The 20,283-nt window shown below is 56.7% G+C and carries 19 protein-coding genes and 1 pseudogene; 13 read left to right on the forward strand and 7 right to left on the reverse strand.

Annotated features, from left to right (window positions below):
* The first annotated feature begins 8 nt into the window (after window positions 1-8).
* The 6 genes from ACQ86N_RS45620 to ACQ86N_RS45645 are packed head-to-tail and all read left to right on the forward strand — an operon-like array spanning window position 9 to window position 8,129.
* On the forward strand, window positions 9-3,086 hold the full coding sequence (locus tag ACQ86N_RS45620; protein WP_431217870.1) for a SusC/RagA family TonB-linked outer membrane protein: 3,078 nt from the start codon (window positions 9-11) through the stop codon (window positions 3,084-3,086).
* A gap of 21 nt (window positions 3,087-3,107) precedes the next feature.
* Window positions 3,108-4,676 carry a RagB/SusD family nutrient uptake outer membrane protein gene (locus ACQ86N_RS45625; protein ID WP_431212862.1) on the forward strand — a complete coding sequence of 523 codons (1,569 nt, stop codon included), beginning with the start codon at window positions 3,108-3,110 and terminating at the stop codon, window positions 4,674-4,676.
* Window positions 4,677-4,715: 39 nt separating this feature from the next.
* Window positions 4,716-5,399 carry a 3-keto-disaccharide hydrolase gene (locus ACQ86N_RS45630; protein WP_431212863.1) on the forward strand — a complete coding sequence of 228 codons (684 nt, stop codon included), beginning with the start codon at window positions 4,716-4,718 and terminating at the stop codon, window positions 5,397-5,399.
* 3 nt (window positions 5,400-5,402) lie between these two features.
* Window positions 5,403-5,642 carry a twin-arginine translocation signal domain-containing protein gene (locus tag ACQ86N_RS45635; protein WP_431212864.1) on the forward strand — a complete coding sequence of 80 codons (240 nt, stop codon included), beginning with the start codon at window positions 5,403-5,405 and terminating at the stop codon, window positions 5,640-5,642.
* Window positions 5,585-6,754, forward strand: a complete 1,170-nt coding sequence (locus tag ACQ86N_RS45640; protein WP_431212865.1) for a Gfo/Idh/MocA family protein — start codon at window positions 5,585-5,587, stop codon at window positions 6,752-6,754. The genes ACQ86N_RS45635 and ACQ86N_RS45640 overlap by 58 nt, the downstream gene beginning before the upstream one ends.
* A gap of 43 nt (window positions 6,755-6,797) precedes the next feature.
* Window positions 6,798-8,129 (forward strand): putative oxidoreductase C-terminal domain-containing protein, encoded by a 1,332-nt coding sequence (locus ACQ86N_RS45645; protein ID WP_431212866.1) that lies wholly within the window; start codon window positions 6,798-6,800, stop codon window positions 8,127-8,129.
* 115 nt (window positions 8,130-8,244) lie between these two features.
* Here the strand turns inward: ACQ86N_RS45645 and ACQ86N_RS45650 are convergent, their stop codons facing one another.
* Entirely contained in the window at window positions 8,245-8,805 is a 561-nt protein-coding gene (locus ACQ86N_RS45650) for a pyridoxamine 5'-phosphate oxidase family protein (protein ID WP_431212867.1), read from the reverse strand.
* Window positions 8,806-8,942: 137 nt separating this feature from the next.
* Between ACQ86N_RS45650 and ACQ86N_RS45655 the strand changes: the two genes are divergently transcribed.
* On the forward strand, window positions 8,943-11,144 hold the full coding sequence (locus tag ACQ86N_RS45655; RefSeq protein ID WP_431212868.1) for a hypothetical protein: 2,202 nt from the start codon (window positions 8,943-8,945) through the stop codon (window positions 11,142-11,144).
* Here the strand turns inward: ACQ86N_RS45655 and ACQ86N_RS45660 are convergent.
* From ACQ86N_RS45660 to ACQ86N_RS45680, 5 genes are all read right to left on the reverse strand, one after another.
* Entirely contained in the window at window positions 11,027-12,703 is a 1,677-nt protein-coding gene (locus tag ACQ86N_RS45660; RefSeq protein ID WP_431217871.1) for an ATP-binding protein, read from the reverse strand. The genes ACQ86N_RS45655 and ACQ86N_RS45660 overlap by 118 nt on opposite strands.
* Window positions 12,676-13,080 carry a hypothetical protein gene (locus ACQ86N_RS45665; RefSeq protein WP_431212869.1) on the reverse strand — a complete coding sequence of 135 codons (405 nt, stop codon included), beginning with the start codon at window positions 13,078-13,080 and terminating at the stop codon, window positions 12,676-12,678. Before ACQ86N_RS45665 ends, ACQ86N_RS45660 begins: the two co-directional genes overlap by 28 nt.
* A gap of 13 nt (window positions 13,081-13,093) precedes the next feature.
* Window positions 13,094-13,243: a hypothetical protein gene (locus tag ACQ86N_RS45670; protein WP_431212870.1), complete on the reverse strand. Its 150-nt coding sequence runs from the start codon at window positions 13,241-13,243 to the stop codon at window positions 13,094-13,096.
* 15 nt (window positions 13,244-13,258) lie between these two features.
* Window positions 13,259-13,465 carry a hypothetical protein gene (locus ACQ86N_RS45675; RefSeq protein WP_431212871.1) on the reverse strand — a complete coding sequence of 69 codons (207 nt, stop codon included), beginning with the start codon at window positions 13,463-13,465 and terminating at the stop codon, window positions 13,259-13,261.
* 95 nt (window positions 13,466-13,560) lie between these two features.
* Window positions 13,561-14,256 (reverse strand): LytR/AlgR family response regulator transcription factor, encoded by a 696-nt coding sequence (locus ACQ86N_RS45680; RefSeq protein ID WP_431212872.1) that lies wholly within the window; start codon window positions 14,254-14,256, stop codon window positions 13,561-13,563.
* A gap of 222 nt (window positions 14,257-14,478) precedes the next feature.
* Here ACQ86N_RS45680 and ACQ86N_RS45685 point away from each other — a divergent pair, with 222 nt between their 5' ends.
* Window positions 14,479-14,616: a hypothetical protein gene (locus ACQ86N_RS45685; RefSeq protein WP_431218048.1), complete on the forward strand. Its 138-nt coding sequence runs from the start codon at window positions 14,479-14,481 to the stop codon at window positions 14,614-14,616.
* Window positions 14,613-14,669: pseudogene (locus tag ACQ86N_RS45690) on the forward strand (hypothetical protein); the annotation flags it as partial. The gene ACQ86N_RS45685 and the pseudogene ACQ86N_RS45690, both read left to right, overlap by 4 nt.
* A gap of 122 nt (window positions 14,670-14,791) precedes the next feature.
* Here the strand turns inward: ACQ86N_RS45690 and ACQ86N_RS45695 are convergent.
* Window positions 14,792-14,944 carry a hypothetical protein gene (locus ACQ86N_RS45695; protein ID WP_431218049.1) on the reverse strand — a complete coding sequence of 51 codons (153 nt, stop codon included), beginning with the start codon at window positions 14,942-14,944 and terminating at the stop codon, window positions 14,792-14,794.
* A 60-nt stretch (window positions 14,945-15,004) separates the two neighbouring features.
* Here ACQ86N_RS45695 and ACQ86N_RS45700 point away from each other — a divergent pair, with 60 nt between their 5' ends.
* Genes ACQ86N_RS45700 through ACQ86N_RS45715 form a run of 4 tightly spaced genes read left to right on the forward strand, consistent with a single transcriptional unit; the run spans window position 15,005 to window position 20,280 of the window.
* Window positions 15,005-15,883 carry a TolC family protein gene (locus tag ACQ86N_RS45700; protein ID WP_431212873.1) on the forward strand — a complete coding sequence of 293 codons (879 nt, stop codon included), beginning with the start codon at window positions 15,005-15,007 and terminating at the stop codon, window positions 15,881-15,883.
* 10 nt (window positions 15,884-15,893) lie between these two features.
* Window positions 15,894-17,633 carry an efflux RND transporter permease subunit gene (locus ACQ86N_RS45705; RefSeq protein WP_431212874.1) on the forward strand — a complete coding sequence of 580 codons (1,740 nt, stop codon included), beginning with the start codon at window positions 15,894-15,896 and terminating at the stop codon, window positions 17,631-17,633.
* Window positions 17,543-19,063 (forward strand): efflux RND transporter permease subunit, encoded by a 1,521-nt coding sequence (locus tag ACQ86N_RS45710; RefSeq protein ID WP_431217872.1) that lies wholly within the window; start codon window positions 17,543-17,545, stop codon window positions 19,061-19,063. Before ACQ86N_RS45705 ends, ACQ86N_RS45710 begins: the two co-directional genes overlap by 91 nt.
* The gene (locus ACQ86N_RS45715) at window positions 19,060-20,280 is read left to right on the forward strand and encodes an efflux RND transporter periplasmic adaptor subunit (RefSeq protein ID WP_431212875.1); all 1,221 of its coding nucleotides are present in this window, start codon (window positions 19,060-19,062) and stop codon (window positions 20,278-20,280) included. Before ACQ86N_RS45710 ends, ACQ86N_RS45715 begins: the two co-directional genes overlap by 4 nt.
* The last annotated feature ends 3 nt before the right edge of the window (window positions 20,281-20,283 follow it).

Genomic DNA, 20,283 nt, shown 5'->3' on the forward strand with positions numbered 1-20,283 from the left:
CTGCTACCATCACGGGGAAGGTGACCAACGCTGAAGGAGCCCCTGTCGTCGGCGCTTCGGTCCAGCTGAAGGGCACAAAACTCGGAACGTCTACTAACGCGGAAGGCGTATTTACCCTGCAGACCGAAACAACAAAAGGAGTCCTCATCATTTCCTCGGTCGGCTACAGACCAAGGGAAATTCCCCTCAACGGAAATACGAACCTTACTATCGTTCTCCGCCAGGAGCCGCCACAGCTGAATGACGTAGTGGTCGTCGGTTATGGCACCCGGAAGAAATCCGACCTGACCGGCGCCGTAGTTTCCGTCTCTGCCCAAAACCTGAAAGACCGCGGCGTTGCCAATTTCGGAGAAGCTATCGCCGGACAGCTTGCCGGTGTGCAGGTCCAGGAGACCAATGGTTCGCCGGGCGGAGAAGGCCTTACAGTACGGGTACGCGGCACGGGTTCCATCACCCAGTCCAATGATCCCCTGTATGTAGTCGACGGCTACCCGATGGAAGGCGGCGCATTCCGCCTGATCAACCCAGCCGATATCGAAGCCGTTCAGGTGCTGAAGGACGCGTCCTCAACTGCCATATACGGTTCGCGCGGCGCCAACGGCGTCGTGATCATCACTACCAAAAGAGGAAAGAACGGCGCACCTGTCCTCAGCGTGAACGCCTACACCGGCTATCAGGAGAGAACGAAGACGATCCCGGTAATGAACCGCGACCAGTACGTGCAGTACTTCATCGACGGCCGTAACCAGGCCTGGCTCGACCAGCCCGTCATCGCGGCAGACCCCAACAGGGACCCACACTCGATCAACGACCCCAACAGCCGTCGCGCACTATATCCCAGCGCCAGCTCTACCTATATGATCCCGGACGGGACCGGCGGTTATAAATACAATTTCTTCGATCCCAGGTCCGTTGCCACGATGCCCGACAACAACTGGCAGAACATGCTGTTCCGCCGGGCGCCGATAACGCAGTACGAGATCGCGGTCACCGGCGGCAACGACAAGACGACATATAATTTCTCGGGCAGCTATATCAAGCAGCAGGGTATCGTCATCTTCACCGACTACCAGCGCTTCAATTTCCATAGCAACATCGAATCGCAGGTGAGCAAGCACATAAAGCTCGGACTCAACATGAACGCCTACAGCACCAACGGCCGCGAACAGGCCAATGGCAAGGACGCTCCGATCCTGTACTCGCTGACCAGCCCCCCGATCTTCGACCTCCGCAATCCGGACGGCACCTGGGGATCGATGGTGCGCAACCCGGAAACCCTCGCCGGCGACGTCGCCAATCCCATTGGTATCGCGACGCAGGTTGAACGGTATCGCCAGCGCTACGGCTGGCTGGGAACGATCTTCGGCGAAGCAGACATCATCGCCGGGCTCAAATACCGGATCAATATCAACGGCAGCATCCAGAACAACCACTATACCAACTTCGAGCCCTCCACCGTGGATCTGGACGCCTCGGCCGCACCAAGACCCGCCAAGTCGGTGGACGAGACCAATACCGACTACGACTGGGTCATCGAACAGACGCTTACCTATAATAAAAAGATCACCGACAAACACGATATCACCCTGTTGGGTGGTTTCAGCAGCCAGAAACACAACCACGACTATATGTATGGCGAGGCCCGCGGCTTCTCCAACGACAATATTCATACGCTGAATGCGGGGACAATGTATCAGCTGACGAGCACGAAGGACGCGTATTCGATGATCTCCTATTTCGGGCGGTTTAATTATACCTATAATAACCGCTACCTGCTGACAGGCACGGTGCGTACGGATGGCTCCTCGCGGTTCGGCGCCAACAGGAAATGGGGTTTATTCCCGTCTGTATCGGCAGCGTGGAAGATCTCCGATGAATCCTTCATGTCCGGCATATCCAATACGATCAGCGACCTGAAGATCAGGGGCAGCTATGGTATTGCCGGTAACAACCGCATCGGTAACTACTCGGCGATAGGCCTACTCTCTACCGGATTTTATCCTACAGGTGACAACCTGCAGAATATCGTCAACCCCAATACCATCTCCAATGCCAACCTGGGCTGGGAAAAGGTCCTGCAGGCAGACGCAGGTATCGACCTCGGTCTTTTCGGCAACCGCATCCGTCTGGAGGCCGACTTCTACAACAGCCGCTCCATCGACCTGCTGCTGAATGTACCCGTACCCACGCTCACGGGCTATTCCAGCCAGATACAGAATATTGGGAAGGTGCAGAATCAGGGCTTCGAGTTTGCGCTCTCCACCCGCAACCTCGTCGGGAGGTTTAAATGGAACTCTGATTTCAATATCGCCTTTAACAGGAACAAGGTGCTGGCGGTCGGCCCTGGCGGACAGCCGATCTATGGCAGCGCCCCCAATGCCGGCAATTCCTTTATTACCAAACCGGGTTACCCCATCGCGAGCTTCTTCGGCTATGTATTTCAGGGGGTATTCAAGAGTCAGTCCGAACTGGACAAATATCCTCATCTTGCACAGGACAAGGTCGGGGACGGCCACTACCTGGATGTCAACGGCGACGGCAAGCTGGACCAGAATGATAAAACGATCATCGGCAACAACCAGCCCAAATTCGAAGGCGGTTTCGGTAACAATTTCAACTACAACCGGTGGACGCTGTCAGCCCAGCTGACCTTCTCTTACGGCGCAAAACTGTTTAGCTTTTTCAAACGCATGGCTGACATCTACCACGGCGACCGCAACAGTATGACCGACCAGCTCGGCCGCTGGCGCTCCGTAGACCAGCCCGGCGACGGCATTCACTTCCGGGCTACGCGCAACCCGACAGGCTTTCAGCGCGACCCCTCTTCTGCGTGGGTTACGAACGGGTCCTACCTGCGCCTGAGAAACGTGACGCTGGCATATGACCTGGCCCCGCTGAAGTTCAACAATGTCAAGATCTCCGGCGCCCGCGTCTACCTGACCGGCACCAATCTGCTGACCTGGACAAAATATCCCGGCTTCGACCCCGAGACCACCAGCGAAGACATCCAGCTGGCCAAAGGAGGTGACTACCTGGGATATCCCGCTGCCCGCAGTCTGATCCTTGGCTTAAATCTTTCTTTCTAATCTAACGAAAACGATATAAACATGAAATTCCTACCGATCGCTATATGCTGCATCCTGGTGATGGGTTCCTGTAAGAAGAGCTTTATCGATCTGAACGACCCCTCCAATCTCAACTCCGACGGTTTTTACAAGACGGAGACCGATATGAACCAGGCCGTGCTTTCTGCCTACGGCAACCTCCGCTCCAGCTATAACAGTACGTTTATCAAGGTGGGAGAGACCCGCAGCGACAACACCACTTTTTCATGGCTCAGCGGGAGTCCCGCCAATGAGAACGGCGTCGATATTTTTGCATGGCCCCTGCTGCCGGAGAACAGTTATTCTACCGACTGCTGGAACAACTGCTACAACGTGATCCTGCGCTGCAATATCGTCATCGGACGTATTGACAAGGTGACATTCAAAAGTGACGCGACCAAAAAACAGTATATCGGCGAAGCGAAATTCCTGCGCGGCCTGATGTATTTCTGGATGGCCCGCGTATTTGGCGGGTTTTCTTCCGACGGCAAGCTGCTGGGCGTGCCCCACGTTGACAAGGAGATCACTCCGGCCGAGGCTTACAAGATTCTGCGGCCCACGCTGCAGGATAACTATGACATGATCGTCGCCGACCTCACGGATGCCGAAGCCAGTCTTCCTGCTTCTTATGGCGCGGGCGATAAGGGCCGGGCTACAAAATGGGGCGCCAAGGGTCTGCTCTGTAAGGTCTATATGACGATGGCCGGCTATCCGCTGAACAAGGGCAACGCCTACTACACACTCGCGATCCAGAAGGCGACAGACGTGATCAACAACTCCGGTGCGGCGTTGGTACCCAGCTATAAGGACCTGTTTGACGTCGCCAAGAAGAACAGTACGGAATCTCTCTTCGAGGTACAGTATAAAAAAGGAAGTCCTAATGGCGCTACGGGTAGCCCGTGGAATAATGACTTCGCACCCCGTTTTTCCAACAAGGAAGTAGTGCTGGTAGGCGACAAGGGCGGCACCAACGCGCCTACCGGAGACATGTCCGCGGCCTATGAAAATGCGGACCCCCGGAAATACGTATCGATGCGGGATTTCTGGATCAACGCCAAGACCGGGCAGGTGCAGAATGACCGGTATGTCTGCAAATACTATGACGTGTCTACCAGCGGCAGCGACAACGGCAACAACTGGATCGAGCTGCGTCTGGCCGATATCTACCTGTTGTATGCGGAAGCTCTGGTCCGCACCGGCGGCGACAAGACCGTCGCGTTAACATATGTTAACAAGATCAGGCAGCGGGCGCGTAATACACCCGGTGATCCCGCGATCACAAAGCCGGCCGATCTGCTAAAAGATTATAGCATCGCTGATTTTGCCGACGACAATGCTCTGCTGCTCGCTATCGAGAGAGAGCGCCGCGTCGAACTTGCCTTTGAAAACCACCGCTGGTTCGACCTCGTAAGGACCGGCCGGGCACAGGCGGTAATGGTGGCGGAACAGGCCAATGACGGCTTCCCGCCGTTTGCGTGGAGCGACAATGTGCTGGCTTATCCCATTCCGCTGACCGTTATGCAGTCCAACCCCGGACAAATCACCCAAAATAAAGGATATACACAATTGTAATTTGCTAAAAAGTTATCTTTATCTTCCTAAATATCGCGTATGAAATCTCTGATGTATCTCGGTCTCTCGGCGGTGCTTTTGAGTCATGGTACCGTCCATGCACAGTCTAAGTCTTCGAAAGAATGGCAGTCATTATTTGATGGAAAGGACCTGAAGGGTTGGCGACAGGCTACGAAAGATTCGGTGCCGGTTGCTGCGTGGAGCGCCTCCAACGGGGAACTCACCTTCGATCCCTCCAAAGGTCATGGTAGTGATATCATAACCGAAAAAACCTTCAAGGACTTCGAGCTTTCGGTGGACTTCAAAATTTCCGAAGCGGGCAACAGCGGGATCAAATATTTCCTGCTCCCCAATACGAATCTGGGTTGCGAATTCCAGGTCATCGACGACTCGAAGCATCCCGACGCCAAACTGGGAAGGAATGGCGATCGTACTACCGGTTCGCTGTACGATATCATGCCCGCCACGGCCGACAAACCGAGCAAACCCGCCGGCGAATGGAACAACGCCCGCATCGTCGTACGCGGCGACAAGGTCGAACACTGGCTCAACGGCAAGAAGATCCTCGAATTCGACAGGAGCAGCGAAGCTTTCAAACAGGCGATCGCCCTCAGCAAATTCAAGACCACAAAGGGATTTGCGATGACCAGCCCGACACCCATCCTGCTGCAGGCGCACGGCGACCTCGTCCACTACAGGGATATAAAAATTAAAGAACTATAAACCATGAAGAGAAGAAATTTCTTAAAGAATATGGCGGGCGGCGCGGCGGCCGTCGGTCTGGGCGGAGCTGCCAGCAGCTTTGTCACAGGAGCAAATGATTTCACCGCGTCCAGCTATCGCAGGATCATCGGGGCCAATGATACCATCCGCATGGCCATTATCGGTTCCAACGGAAGGGGGCCGGGATGGCCGCCGTCTTTGCGCGGCAGCCCCTCACCGAGATCGTCTACGTTTGCGACGTAGAAGAAAAGGCGCGTCAGAAAGGGATCAATTCGGTAGTCCGGGCCGGCAAACCGGCGCCGAAGGGCGAGAACGATTTCCGCAAGATGCTTACCGACAAGGACGTCGACGCCGTTTATATCGCTACCCCCGACCACTGGCACGCTCCCGCAACCATCCTCGCCTGTGCCGCCGGCAAACACGCCTATTGCGAAAAACCGCTTTCGCACAATCCCCGCGAGGGCGAGCTGGCGATAGCCGCGGCAGAGAAGTACAAACGCGTCGTTCAGCTGGGTACCCAGCGCCGCTCGTGGAAGTTATTGACCGAAGGCATCGAACAGCTGCACGCAGGCGCTATCGGAAAGATCTATATGGTCAAGACCTGGTATACCAATAACCGCAAGTCCATCGGCGTGGGCAAACAGGCTCCCGTGATGGCGGGACTGGACTATGATCTCTGGCAGGGACCCGCTCCCCGCAAACCCTATCAGGACAATCTCATCCACTACAACTGGCACTGGTTCTGGCACTGGGGTACGGGTGAAGCACTGAACAACGGCACGCACGAGATAGACGTTGCGCGCTGGGGCCTGGGGATCGACTACCCGCTCTCCGTCAACTCCACCGGCGGCCGCTATTTCTTCAAGGACGACTGGCAGACTCCCGATACACAGCTGATCACCTACCAGTGCCCCGAAGCTACGGTCAGCTGGGAAGGCAGAAGCTGCAGTTCGTTCAAGGTCCAGGGGATTGACCGCGGGGTGCTGTTCTATGGCACCAACGGCATCATGCTCACGGGTCACGACGGATACACCATCTTCGACGAGAAGGGCAATACGCTGAAGGAGATCAAATCGAATGCGGTTATTGATGGCCGTAATTCTTCCAGCCCCAACGAAGGACTGGACGCGATACATGTCGACAACTTCCTGAACGCGGTCCGCAAGGGCACGCCGCTGAATGCGCCCGTGACTACCGGCTTCAAAAGCACCCTGTGGGTACAGCTCGGCAATATCGCCCAGCGCGTAGGACATACCCTGAATATCGATCAGCAGAACGGACATGTCCTTCACGACGAAGCAGCGATGCGACTGTGGGGACGTGAGTACGAAAAAGGATGGGAGCCCAAAGTATAATTCAACTATGAAGATAAATCTCTCTGTAGTCATATCATTAGCGTTGATCCTGCCCTTTTGGAGTTCGGGGCAGGAACGTAGCAAAGCCCGGGTAAGGTTAATCACCCTGGACCCGGGCCATTTTCATGCTGCACTGGTCCAGAAGTCCATGTATCCGGTCATCGACCCGGAAGTGCAGGTCTATGCCCCCGGCGGCCCCGAACTGCAGGCGCATCTGGCGCTGGTCCGCCAGTACAATGAGCGGGCCGACCGGCCGACGCACTGGAAGGAAACCGTTTACGCAGGGGCCGACTATCTGCAGAAGATGATCGCAGAGAGAAAAGGCAATGTCGTTGTCATGGCAGGCAACAACCACCTGAAGACGGAGTATATCGACCGCTCTGTGCGGGCGGGCTTCAACGCCCTTAGTGACAAACCGATGGCGATCGACACCGCCGGTTTCCGGCTGCTGGCGAAGGCCTTTGACGAGGCAGCGGCCCACCACGTGCTGCTCTATGATATCATGACCGAACGGTCCGAGATCACCAATATTTTGCAGAAAGAGCTGATGCACGCGCCGGCAGTTTTTGGGGCGCTGCGTCCCGGCAGCGCTGCCGATCCTTCCGTCGTGATGGAGAGTGTCCACTTCTACTACAAAAATGTTTCTGGCAAGACGCTCACCCGTCCCGACTGGTTCTTCGATCCGGCTCAACAGGGCGAGGCGCTGGCCGACGTAGGCACCCACCTGCTGGACCTGGTGCAGTGGATCTGTTATCCTTCAGCGGCGATCGACTATAAAAAGGACGTGTCCGTCCTTTCAGCCAGCACCTGGCCGACACCGGTAGGCCTTTCACAATTTTCAACTCTCACCGGCAAACCGGCATTCCCTGCCTTCCTCAAACCATTCCTGAAAGGCGACACCCTACTTCAGGCCCACGGCAACGGAGAAGTTACCTACCGGCTAAAAGGAGTCTTTGCCCACGTGACGGCCCGCTGGGAATACCAGGCCCCTCCCGGCAGCGGTGATACCCATCATGCGATATTCAAGGGCACGAAGGCGACCCTCGAGATCCGCCAGGGCGCGGAGGAGCACTACCAGCCGACGCTTTACATTTTGCCCGTTTCGGTCTCCGATGACTATTCTTCTGCGGTCAGGCAGTTTGTCGCACAGCTGGCTGCGCGCTATCCCGGCGTCACCCTAAGTGAAGTTTCAGGAGGATGGCGCGTCGAGATCCCTGCTTCTTACAAGGTTGGTCATGAGGCTCACTTCGCCCAGGTCATGCAACGCTATCTCGGTTTTCTCGCGGCTGGCCGCATACCAGAGTGGGAGATAAAGGGGATGCTGGCGAAGTACTATACTTCAACGAAAGCGCTGGAAATCGCGAAGCCGCGGTAGGGCAGCGACAAGGACTGAAAAAGGCATTTTACAAACTCCTGATCCGCGGAGGTTTCATCTTTCTGGCAGGTCTCGTCATGACAGTTTGGGGTTACCTGTTTACATAGGTCGCCCATTACTGATCCAGGGGAAACGACAGCGCGGTAGGCAGACCGTCGAGGCTCACCCTATTCTTCTCCTTCCGGTAAGCTTCAAGCCCATCAGCCCCTTTCTTTTCGGCCCATTTGTCGGCATGATCCCGTTCACCGGTATATTCATACAGCGGAACCGAGAAGCCGCAGGAGGTCTGCACCTTGTGAATCTCGGCAACTATGATCTGTCGGGTAGCCAGCGGCAGCGCGAACAAGGCGGACAACTCTCCCCACTCAGCATCATGCGGAAGAACCGTCCGGCCAATACCATAAAGACGAAGGATATTCGGCGGGCCGTCAAACGCGCAGAACATAAATGTGACCCTCCCATTTTCCAGGAGGTGCGCCGAAGTCTCATTCCCGCTGCCGGTGATGTCCAAATACGCAACCCGCGATGGCGACATCACCCTGAAGGTATCCATCCCTTTCGGCGAAAGATTGACATGGCCCTCGCCGCTCAGCGGCGCCGAAGCCACAAAGAACATTTTCTGATGTTCAATGAACGCCTGGTGAGCAGGCTGTATGGAGTCGGAGAATTTGCCCATACGGTAAATTTACGAAAGGATACGGTCAACAACCCCGAGGCTAAAAATTGTTAAAAAAGTATAGGTTTTGCAGCGATAATTGGAAAATAGCAACGCCTCCGCCAATTAAATTTGAATGTAAGCTAAAACCTGCTACGATGAACGCCAAAACTAACCGCAGACAATTTCTCCGCCTGACGGCCCTGTCCACCGCAAGCCTCGGGGTTCCGGCTATTTTTACAAATGCCGCAGCCGCCGCAGGGTCCGGAGCAAACCCACTAGCCGGTGCGGCCGCAACACCCGCTGTGGCCCCCGCCACCCCCTTCATCCCCAACCGCGCCGCCAGCTGGTGGGCCTCCCTCGAAAACCTCCAATGGCCCCAGAAGTACGTCATCGACAACATCCGCCGCCGCGCCGACGGCTTCGCCAAAGCCAACATCGATACCGCAATCAATTTCGGATTCCATACCCGCTTCGACTTCTCCAACTATTTCTCCGTGCTCCACGGTTACTATGCCACCGTCTGCGAAGAGCTCCACCAGCGCGGCATCCGATGGATCGACCACTATTCCTGCAACCACGTCATCCGGCCGAGGACCGAAGCCGACTTTGCAATGGTCAACAAATATGAACGCCACTCTGTATTACTAATCCCCGATGCGGCAGCAACAAAATTCGCTCAATACGAAGGCCATCTCTTTCAGGACCTCTGCGAAGTAGACCTCCGCGACGCCACCCGCGGCTACGCCAAACAATACCAGTTCGAAGCTTTCTGTCACAATAACCCCGCCTTCCTCGACATGCACCGGAAATACCTGCTGCAGCTGATGAAGGACGTTCCCTTCGACGGGATTGAGGTCGACGATATGTGCAGCTACCCCGGCAATACCACCTGCGGCTGCAAATACTGTCGCGACCGGTTTAGAAAAGACTACGGCCACGAGATCCCCAAATTTACGGATGCAAATTTCTTTGGCAACACCGCCATCAACGATATGCTGGAATGGGGTAACTACGAAAACCCCGTCTACCGGGACTGGCTGCGCATGAAGTCGGATTCGGTCAGGGATCACGTTAAACTGATCAAGGAGACCATCGGCAGCAAACCCCTGATGACGTGCTGCTCCGACACGGGCCCCATCGTCCTGAACGCCGTCGCGCTCGACCTCGAGAAAATGGCGCCCCACCTCGACCTCTTTATGCTCGAGAACGTAGGTACGAATATCAAAAATATCGACTGGGTCAGCATGGACGCCGAAGCCCTGAACCAGAAAGATATCGCGGCAAAAAGAGGAAGCGCCCCCGCTCTCGCGCTCAGCTATGCGCTGTCGGAAAAAGGCGCCTATCTCGGCTGGGGCCTCGCCCGATACTGGGGCGCCTCCAACTGGAGCAGCACCCTCAATGGCAGACTCGAAGAAGACCCCGCCCATGCCATCGAACAGGAGGACGCCATCCGCCGGCCCAACAACTGGGAAAAACAATACAGCGACCTGCCGTACTGGCAAGGCCGCGACCTGGTCGAGATAAGAGTCGCCAACAACCGCCTCTGCCGCGAGAACGGCTGGCGCGACGCCGACGGCCATGAACACTGGGACCGCTCAAAAGCGTGGAGCATTCAGCTGGTGCATCATAATGTCGGATACCGGTTTGTCCGCGCCGAAGAGCTGACAGACGCCGCCGCCCTGCTAAAGGAAAATACCCCTCTCGTACTCGATGGAATGGGCTGCGTGTCCGACCGGCAATTTTCTGCTATCACGACGTATCTCGCCAAAGGAGGAACGGCCTGGATGGCCCTGCCATTCGGAACGCACGACGAAAAGGGGTTCACCCGCAAAACCCCGCTATCAAATGATTTGAAAGGACACTTCAAAGGTCTCACGATAATCGATTCCGCGGTCGAGCTCCACACCGCTCGCAACGATGATCGCCAAAGGCAAATTCCACCCGGTGCTAAAACAGACAAAAGGAGACACCCGGTGGGCAGCACGCGTACGGATATACGAAGGAAAGGGGACCGTCATCCATTTTATGAACGCGGGCCTCGAAGCCCAGCCCGATTCGATCAACGACCTCTCCGGAATACCGCTGATGAAGGATATCGTCTCACTGGTAAAGGACAATCAGCTGGAATACGAAGTCGACACTGCGCGTCTGAAACTCTCTTCTTTACAACTGATGAGCCCCGAACTCGGCGGCGAGAAAAGGCCGGCCGCCCTGGTCAACCGGACCCTCAAAGTCGATCTCACGGGCGTCGCGATATACGGAATTGCCGGGCCTCTTCCATAGCCCGTTCGCACACCAGCTGCAGCCGCCCAAATGCGGCCATAATATCGGTATCGCCATCCGGGAACTCCAGCTGATCCAGCAACCCGGACAGTCGCCCGCTCAGACCCATGATCGACACCGTCGTCTTCATATTATGCGCCACCCTGCTCGCCGCTGCAAGATCATTTGCTGCCAGCGCGGCCCGCATCTGCCCAAGCTCGTCAGGCATATTCTGCAGGAACTGATCCGCCATTTCGGTCTCATATTCATGGTCTCCGCCGCTGAGGTCCCGCAGGTAGGCCAGATCGATAGTGTCGAAGCTAAATACAGGTTGGGCGTCTCCCTTCGGGCCGGACTCTCTGGAGTACACGGTACTCCTGTCGATCCCTGACGCGTCCAGGAGCTTTCCGATCATCGCGAATAGCTCATCCGCGTCGATAGGCTTCGACAGGTATTCATTCATTCCGCTTTCCAGACATTTCTCCCGCTCACCCCTCATCGCATGGGCCGTCATCGCTATGATGGGCACCGACGACCGCAAATCCTCCCTGATCATCCGGCTCGCCGCATACCCGTCCATTACCGGCATCTGGATATCCATCAGTACGAGCTGGTATTTTTTCTCGCGCAGACGGTCGACGGCTTTCTGCCCGTCGTCTACTATATCATAACTGAATCCCGCGCCGCGGAGCAGGTGCTCCATCAGCCGCTGGTTCATCCGGTTGTCGTCGGCCACGAGGACGGAGACCCCTTCCATGCGGGGCTGCGCCGCAATGACGTTTTCCGGCACATCCGCCAGAACCGGCACCGCGCTCACTATCTGGTATGGGACATAAAACCGGAAGGTCGCACCCTTCCCCGGCTCACTCTCCACTTCGATCTTCCCGTGCTGTATTTCGATGAGTTCTTTTACAATAGTCAGTCCAAGCCCGGTACCACCGTACTTCCTCGTCGTCGAGCTCTCCGCCTGGGAGAAGCGCTCGAAGATCGAAGCCAGCTGATCCTGCCTGATCCCAATACCAGTGTCCGTCACCGCCACCCACAACCGAACATTCCCCTGATCGGGACCGTCAGAACTCACGCTGACCGTTATACCGCCAGTGTCTGTAAACTTGGCGGCGTTGCTGATAAGATTCACCACTATCTGTGTTAGCCGGGTCGCATCCCCGAGCAATACCTCCGGGACACCCGCATCCACGTCTACACTGATGCCGAGACCCTTCTCCTTCACCCGGTGATGGAACAGCGTCGTCACCGAGTGGAACAGTTCCCGGACGGCAAAGGGCCGGCTATCCACCCTGATCATACCCGCCTCGATCTTTGAAAGATCCAAGATGTCATTGATGATCGTGAGCAAATTTTCTCCGGAATCCCTGATGGCCGATATGAACTCCGCCGACTCTTCGTCCTGCGGCTTCTTCGACAGCAGCCGGGCAAAGCCGATAATGGAATTCAGCGGCGTCCGGATCTCGTGACTCATATTGGCCAGGAAATTCTCCTTTATCTTTACCGCCTCCTGCAGTTGGCGTTCGGAAATATCGAGTCTCCGGATCAGCTCGTTCTGTTTGCGGATGCGGTTGAGGATAAACCAGAAAAGCGCGCTGCCGGTCAGCAGGACCAGACCGATCAGAATATTGCCGCTGGTGTGGGCGATACGGCCGTTTTTTGGACCATCGCATTGAGCCCGGCGAGACGTTGCTGACGCCGGGAAAAGAGCCGGCGGATGATGGTGTTGATCTCGTTGGCGGTGCCCCTGATTCGGGGGTTCGCGATGACCGTCATGTCCGGCTTTTTGCCTGTGTGGAAGAAGCTGTCCACCATGAGATTCTTCTTCTCCAGTTTTTCCCTCGTCAGGACCGCAAGCCTGTCGATGTCCGCTACCGATTGCCGGTCGGTATGGATCAGGCGAAGGGTGTCGAGATTGGCTTCCGCGTCGGCGATCTGGGCATCGATGCCTTCCGCGAACGTGCTGTCTCCCGTAGCCACGGCCGCGCGTATCTTGCTTTCCACCGAAAGGATATCGCGTTCCATTTCCCTCAGGTCATTACCCTGTCTTCAGCTCCCGAAGCAAAAGACTATTCCCTTCGATCAGCTGATGAATACTCCGGGAAGAGTTGTACTGGATAAATACCAGCAGCAGCATCCCGGCAATAAAAACGGCCAGCGTGAAGTAAATAAACCGGTTATTGGTCATAGCGGACTTGTAAGTTCACCTATTTATCGTTCGATCCGGTCCCGCCCCGCAGGTAGTGCCGGATGAAAAGGACCAGCAGCATGATCGCCGCCACCAGGCCAGCCCAGCGTCAGCGTGCACCCATACAGGAGCTCCCGTATCGATGCTCTGGAACAGCTGGAAAGCAAGAACGCTGATCAACAGCGTGTCCCCGAAGAAGACACACATATATACGATTTTCATGAGGCAAAGCTCCCATTTGCACAGCGCCCGGAGCCGGCCGTTCGCCGAACAGGCAAAAATCGTCGCTGGAAAAGGAAACAGAACCGGCTGCCAGGCTACAGGATATTCATCCTGCTGTTCAGGGCTTTCCGGTAGGCATCCGCCACCGGCACCGGCTTGTCGCTGACGATCAGCACCCCGTCCTGGATCGTATCGATCTTGCTTATGGCCACCAGAAAGCTCCGGTGTACCCGCTGAAACCGGCTTGCCGGCAATCGTTCTTCGACGGCCTTGAGCGTCGTATGTATCGCATAGAACTTCTGCGGCGTATATAGTTTTACATAGTCTCCCATAGCTTCCGCAAATAAGATATCATCCACCTTCAGCCGCCGGATGATCGTGCTGTCCCGGATAAATATGAACTCCTCTTCCGTCCAGCTCACCTCTTCCTGTTTGCTGTCGATGATCTCCCTTGCCTTGGCCGTCGCCTGTATGAACCGCGCAGGCGTCACAGGCTTGACAATATAGTCGGCCACATTCAGGTCAAAAGCTTCACTCGCATATTCCTTTTTGGAGGTCGTAAAAATGATCACCGGCCTCAACTGACCCAATTGCTGCACCAGCTGCAGCCCCGACATTCCCGGCATCTCGATGTCCAGCAGCAGAAGGTCGACGGCCTGTTCCTGCAGGAGGCCATAGGCTTCTTCGGCAGCGGCGCATTCGCCGACGACAGTAATATCCTTTTGCTGCGAGCAGAGTTTGCGGAGCACCGACCGCGCGATAGTATTGTCGTCGACGATGAGAACGTTCATGCCCTAAATGTAGAATAAAAATGCCATTCCGGCTATTCAAAATGCCGGCCCTCAACGACTGCTTTTGCCCGTTCACCGAGTGCCGGAAAGTCCCGGGATGACGGCGCGCTAATTTCGGTGAACAAAATCAAAATGTATGGAACAAGTATTCATTCTCAGCCTTCGAGTTCGCCACATCGCCGATGACAACGACAACGCCTTCCGGGATCAAAACTAATTATCATGCGACACCTGTTACTCCTCACCACCTGCCTCCTGCTGGGAGTCGTCATCCACGCGCAGACCGCGACGCAGCCAATCGAAGGGGCGCTCTCCTCCCCGAAGCGCTTCGCGTCGCAACGGCCAACTACCAGCAAATAAAGGCGGCGCAACACGCGGTTCAGGCATCGGCCCTCGATCTGAAAGCCGCCCGTCGGGACGGACTTCCGAATCTTACACTGGGCGTCGAGTCAGCATATGGAACCCTTGATGGGATGAATGGGCTCTCCCGGGCGAGCCCGGGATCACCGCCCTTACCAACGGACCGGCATTCCCCTCACAGAACCTCAACGCCGCCTTTGGCGCGCTCTATCTCACCAATATTAATTTCAACCTCTATTCCTTCGGCCTTCAGCGGGCCCACGTCGCCGCCGCACAGGGTCAGTACGACCAGGACCGGCAGGCGCTCGAACAACAGGTCTTTCAGCAACAGGTTCGGACCGCAGGCGCCTGGTTCTCACTGCTGGCTGCCACAAGGGTCCGCATCGCCATGGAAGCCAACCTGACAAGAACCCGCGAACTCGGGGAAGTGATACAGGCCCGAACGCTGAATGGCCTCAATGCCGGCGTCGACAGCAGTATCGCCAATGCAGAAATATCCCGGGCCGTGCTTTCGCTGGTCGACGCACAGAACTACGAACAACAGCAGGCCAGTCAACTCTCGATACAAATGGGGATCAACCCGCGGTCCTTCGTCCTGGATACTGCCACGGCGCAGCAACCACCGCGGGACTTGTTGGGCACCATGTCGACAGACCTCTCGGCAAATCCTGATCTCCGGTTTCTGGCCAGCCGCATCACGACGAGCGATCGCCTTTCCGCCTATATAACAAAGACGGGTCTTCCACGCCTGACGCTATTCGGCGTAGGGCAGGAGAGGGGCTCTGGCTTTGGTCCCGGATATGCTTCCAACCCCGGCGACTATTCTACTTCCTTTTTTAAGGGGTTGACACCCGTACGCGCCAACTACCTCGTGGGCGTGGGTATCACATGGGATCTCACCGATCTGGGCCGCAGCCGCTCACGCGCCGCCGCCCAGCGTCAACGCTCCGAATCCTACAGAAGCGACTACCTGCTCGAACAGAATGCCCTGCTGAACCAACTCGCGCTTTCCGGACAGCAGATCGCCAACGCTGTTACAAAATACCGGGAAACGCCCGTGCAGTTGAAGGCGGCGACGGACGCTTATTTACAGAAGAAGGCCCTCTATGAGAACGGCCTTGCCAATATCGTCGATGTCACACAAACACTCTACCTGCTGAACAGGGCCGAGATCGACCGGGACATCGCCTGCATCGGCGTCTGGCAGGCCCTGCTCTTCAAGGCAGGCACGCAGGGAGACATCAACACATTCATACACCAACTCTAATACAACAGCCATGAACCTCATATCTGCAGCACTGCGCAAACCGATCTCCGTGATCGTCCTGGTTGCCGCCCTCGTCCTCTTCGGGATCATGGCCGTCCTCGGGATCAATATCGACATCTTTCCCTCGATCGACGTCCCAACCATCTATGTTTCCCAGCCCTATGGCGGACTATCGCCGCAGCAGATGGAAGGCTTTGTCGCCACCAACTACCAGAATCTCTATCTGTATGTCAGCGGCATAAAATCTATCGAGACGAGGAATACACAGGGGCTCAGCCTGCTAAAACTTAGTTTTTATCCGGGGACGAGCATGCCTCAGGCGGAGGCCGAGGTCACATCGCTTACCAACCGGGCTTTTGCATCGATGCCTCCAGGCACACAACCGCCTTTCGTCATCCGTTTCGACGCTTCGACACTTCCGGTGGGCGAGCTCACGCTGAGCAGTCCTAAACGATCCAACAACGAATTGCAGGACCTCGCCAATGTCTGGGTGCGTCCAAATTTCTCCCGCATACCCGGTCTCTCCTCGCCGCCACCCATCGGGGGCAATATCCGAACCATCGTCGTCAATGCCAACCCCGATCTGATGCGGAGCCACAATATCAGCCCCGAACAGATAGTTGCCGCTATGGAGGACAACAATCATATCTCGCCCGCCGGCGCGGTGAACATCGGCAGCAAGACCTATATCACGCCCGCCAATACCGTCCTGCCCGCGATCTCCGATTTCGGCAATATACCCGTCACCTACCAGAACGGCGCTACTATCTATGTGCGCGACGTGGCCACCGTCGTGGACGGAGCCGATATTACCACGGGCTTCGCTTATATCGACGGGAAACGGTCCATCTATATCCCCATCATCAAAAATGCCAACGCCTCCACCTGGTCGGTAGTAAAATCTCTGAAGGCCGCGATCCCGCAGATGCAAAGCCTTCTGCCTCCGGACGTCGAGCTGAAATACGTTTTCGACCAGTCCGTCTATGTCATCGACGCTGTCAAAAGCCTGATCCTCGAAGGGGTGATCGGCGCGGTTCTCACCTCGCTGATGGTATTGGTCTTCCTCCGCGATCCACGCAGCGCCCTCATCGTGGTCCTGAATATTCCGATCTCGATCATTACGAGCACCTTCCTGCTGAAGCTCTGCGGCCAGACGATCAATATCATGACGCTCGGAGGTCTTGCCCTCGCCATCGGAGTACTGGTCGACGAAGCGACCGTAACGATCGAGAATATCCACCGGCACCAGGAAATGGGCAAGTCCAGGGCGCGCGCTATCGCAGACGCCTGTCACGAGATCGCACTGCCAAAGCTGCTGATCCTTCTCAGTACGCTCGCCGTCTTCGCCCCGGCCTTTTTTATGACCGGCGTTCCAAAAGATATGTTCCTGCCCCTGTCCATGGCCGTTGGATTCGCCATGATCCCCGCCTTCCTCCTTTCGCAAACTTTCGTTCCCGTTCTTGCCAACTGGATGCTCCGGGATAGAACGCATACACCCGAACCTGTCGTTCCCGCCAAAGAAAAGGGATTTGATAGATTCAAAGCGGGTTTTCTACGCCTGCTCGAAAAGCAAATGCATCATGGCAAGCGGCTGATCGTGGCATATTTTCTTTTACGATCGGTCTCGTCATTGCCATCGCCACCCATATCGGGAAAGATATTCTCCCCGCGACGGGCGACGCACAGTTTCAGCTGCGCCTCCGTGCGCCGGAAGGCAGCCGGCTCGAGGTTACCGAGGCGACGCTCCTGAAAGCGCAGCAGGTGCTATACGATATCGCAGGAGGCAAACAAAACGTGTCGATCGTCTCGGCCTTTGCCGGCCAGCAGCCACCGTCTTATCCAACGCTGCCGATCATATTGTTCACCAGCGGTCCCAACGAGATCCTGATGGACGTGAACATGGCCGCGGGTTATAAGGAGAAGATCGACGACCTGCAGGAGCGGTATCGCCAGGCCCTTCACAAGGCCATGCCGGAAGTTACGATCTCCTATGAGCCCATCGACCTCACCGATAAGATCATGAGCCAGGGCGCTTCGACTCCCATCGAGGTGGCAGTTATGGGACCAGACCTCGCCGCCAGTCAGCAATACGCGGAGAAACTCGAAACCCGGCTGCGGAAAATTCCCTTCCTGCGCGATATCTACATCAAACAACAGCTGAACAACCCCGCCATACGGATCGATATCGACCGGGAAAAAGTAAGGCAGTTCGGCCTGACCATGACGAATGTATCGAACTCGCTGACCGAAGCCACTTCGTCCAGTCGCTACGTCAACAAAATGCTCTGGCTCAACGAGGCCAACGCCAACTCCTACGAAGTGCAGGTGGAAATCCCGCAAACCGCTATCGGCAGCGTCCAGGACCTCGCGGCTATCCCGGTCCGCCCCGGCGGCAGCCAGCCCGTACTGGGTGAGGTCGCTGGTCTCACCGAAGATCATATGGTTGGGGAATACGACCGTCAGGGCGCGACCCGCTTCCTTTCTATCGGCGCGAATATCTATGGCAAAGACCTGGGTTCCGCTGCCGCCGCCGTTCAAAAAGCGATAAAAGAAGCCGGCACCCCGCCCCGCGGGATCAGCGTAGAGTCGAGAGGCCTGAGCAATCTGCTTACGCAGACGCTCGGCAGCCTGCAGACCGGTCTTATCATCACCGTCGTAGTATTGCTGCTCATCCTTGCGGCCAACTATGAGTCTTTTCCGCTGTCCGCCACCGTTCTTACAGCCGTTCCCGCGGTGCTTGCCGGATCGTTGCTCATGCTTCTCGCCACCGGTTCAACCCTGAATCTGGAATCCTATATGGGGATCATCATGTCGGTGGGCGTATCCGTTGCCAATGCGATCCTGCTGGTGACCAACGCCGAAGAGATCAGAAAGGCCGGCGCCGATTCCGTAAAGGCGGCCGTCGAAGCGGCGGGTCTCCGCCTGCGTCCGATCCTTATGACGAGTATCTCCATGACGGTCGGCATGATACCCATGGCTACCGGTCTTGGCGACGGCGCCCAGAGCGCGCCGCTGGGCAGGGCGGTCATCGGCGGCCTGCTCTTCTCCACTGTCGCGTCACTGTTAGTTCTACCTGTCATCTTCTCCCGTGTCCGCCGCAAAAGCTCTGTCGATCCGGTTTCGCTCGATCCCGACGACGCCAGCAGCATCCATTACGAACCAATAAAACCAATTATATGAGCTATAAGAAATTTCTGCTGTTCATCGCTCCGATGATCGCACTACTCGCGGCCTGTAACAGTAAGCTTCCGGCCCCGGCCCCGGCGGCCGCCGCGGCCACAGGCTCTGCAACCACGGCTTCTTCTGTAACCAGTGCTGCCTCTGAATCCAGCTTCTTCTGCGACCAGCGCTTCTTCCGTGACCGGCGCTGCTACCTCTGCGACCGGCGGCGCCGCTGCGGCCGACACGACCTACCTTGTCGCGACCCTCAGCCTGACAAAGGGCCGGCTCACGTCGACGATGACCCTGCCGGGCCAGCTCCTCCCGTTTCAAACGGTAGATCTGTATGCCAAGGTCAACGGCTTTGTAAAAGCGATGTATGCCGATGTGGGCAGCCAGGTAAAAAAGGCCAGCTGCTGGCCGTCCTCGAGGCGCCGGAGCTGCAGGCCCAGACCGAGGAATCGGCTTCCCTGTTGCACACGCAGGAAGCCGCGCTGAGCGCCTCGCAGGCTACCTACGATCGTCTTTATAAGACCAGCAGAATTCCCGGTACCGTTTCTCCCAACGAACTCGAGCTGGCGAGGGCAAAGGCCAGCAGCGACAGCGCGAGTCTGGCAGCCGCCCGCTCACACTATCTCGCCGCCGACTGGCAGTCCTATCTGCAGGTGCGGGCGCCTTTCGATGGCGTCATCAGCAGCCGGAACATCTACCCGGGCGCTTATGCTGGTCCCGCGGGCAAAGGGTCGTCCATCCCGCTGATGACGCTTCAGCAACAGCGGCGTCTTCGCCTGGTCGTGGACGTTCCCGAAGCGGCCACCGCCTATTTCCGCGACAAAGACACCATCCATTTTTCTGTCCAGACACTGCCGGGCCGCGTCTTCACCGCCACGGTGACCAGGATGGCCGGCGCGCTCGACCTGCAATCCCGTACCGAACAGCTGCAGATGGACGTGGTCAATGACAGCGGCCTCCTCCTGCCGGGTATGTTTGCGCAGGTAAGCCTCGACCTGACCAACAACGACCAGCAATTCATCGTCCCGGTGGCCGCGGTGACAGGCAATAGCGACCACATATTCGTCATCCGGGTGCGGGACGGAGCCACACAGTGGGTCACCGTCCAGAAGGGCAGGGAGGCCAACGGCAAGGTCGAGATATACGGCGACCTGCAGGCCGGCGACCGGCTGGTCGCGGCCGCCACGGATGAATTGAAAGAAGGTACAATTGTAAGAACCAACTAAAAC

The organism is Puia sp. P3 (assembly GCF_050632245.1).
In the GTDB taxonomy this organism is placed as follows: domain Bacteria; phylum Bacteroidota; class Bacteroidia; order Chitinophagales; family Chitinophagaceae; genus Puia.

Coding starts and splice junctions, on each gene's coding strand:
- ACQ86N_RS45625 (WP_431212862.1), top strand. CDS start 3,108: ATGAAATTCCTACCGATCGCTATATGCTGCATCCTGGTGATGGGTTCC.
- ACQ86N_RS45630 (WP_431212863.1), top strand. CDS start 4,716: ATGAAATCTCTGATGTATCTCGGTCTCTCGGCGGTGCTTTTGAGTCAT.
- ACQ86N_RS45635 (WP_431212864.1), top strand. CDS start 5,403: ATGAAGAGAAGAAATTTCTTAAAGAATATGGCGGGCGGCGCGGCGGCC.
- ACQ86N_RS45640 (WP_431212865.1), top strand. CDS start 5,585: ATGGCCGCCGTCTTTGCGCGGCAGCCCCTCACCGAGATCGTCTACGTT.
- ACQ86N_RS45650 (WP_431212867.1), bottom strand. CDS start 8,805: ATGGGCAAATTCTCCGACTCCATACAGCCTGCTCACCAGGCGTTCATT.
- ACQ86N_RS45655 (WP_431212868.1), top strand. CDS start 8,943: ATGAACGCCAAAACTAACCGCAGACAATTTCTCCGCCTGACGGCCCTG.
- ACQ86N_RS45665 (WP_431212869.1), bottom strand. CDS start 13,080: ATGGAACGCGATATCCTTTCGGTGGAAAGCAAGATACGCGCGGCCGTG.
- ACQ86N_RS45670 (WP_431212870.1), bottom strand. CDS start 13,243: ATGACCAATAACCGGTTTATTTACTTCACGCTGGCCGTTTTTATTGCC.
- ACQ86N_RS45675 (WP_431212871.1), bottom strand. CDS start 13,465: ATGAAAATCGTATATATGTGTGTCTTCTTCGGGGACACGCTGTTGATC.
- ACQ86N_RS45680 (WP_431212872.1), bottom strand. CDS start 14,256: ATGAACGTTCTCATCGTCGACGACAATACTATCGCGCGGTCGGTGCTC.
- ACQ86N_RS45685 (WP_431218048.1), top strand. CDS start 14,479: ATGCGACACCTGTTACTCCTCACCACCTGCCTCCTGCTGGGAGTCGTC.
- ACQ86N_RS45700 (WP_431212873.1), top strand. CDS start 15,005: ATGGAAGCCAACCTGACAAGAACCCGCGAACTCGGGGAAGTGATACAG.
- ACQ86N_RS45705 (WP_431212874.1), top strand. CDS start 15,894: ATGAACCTCATATCTGCAGCACTGCGCAAACCGATCTCCGTGATCGTC.
- ACQ86N_RS45715 (WP_431212875.1), top strand. CDS start 19,060: ATGAGCTATAAGAAATTTCTGCTGTTCATCGCTCCGATGATCGCACTA.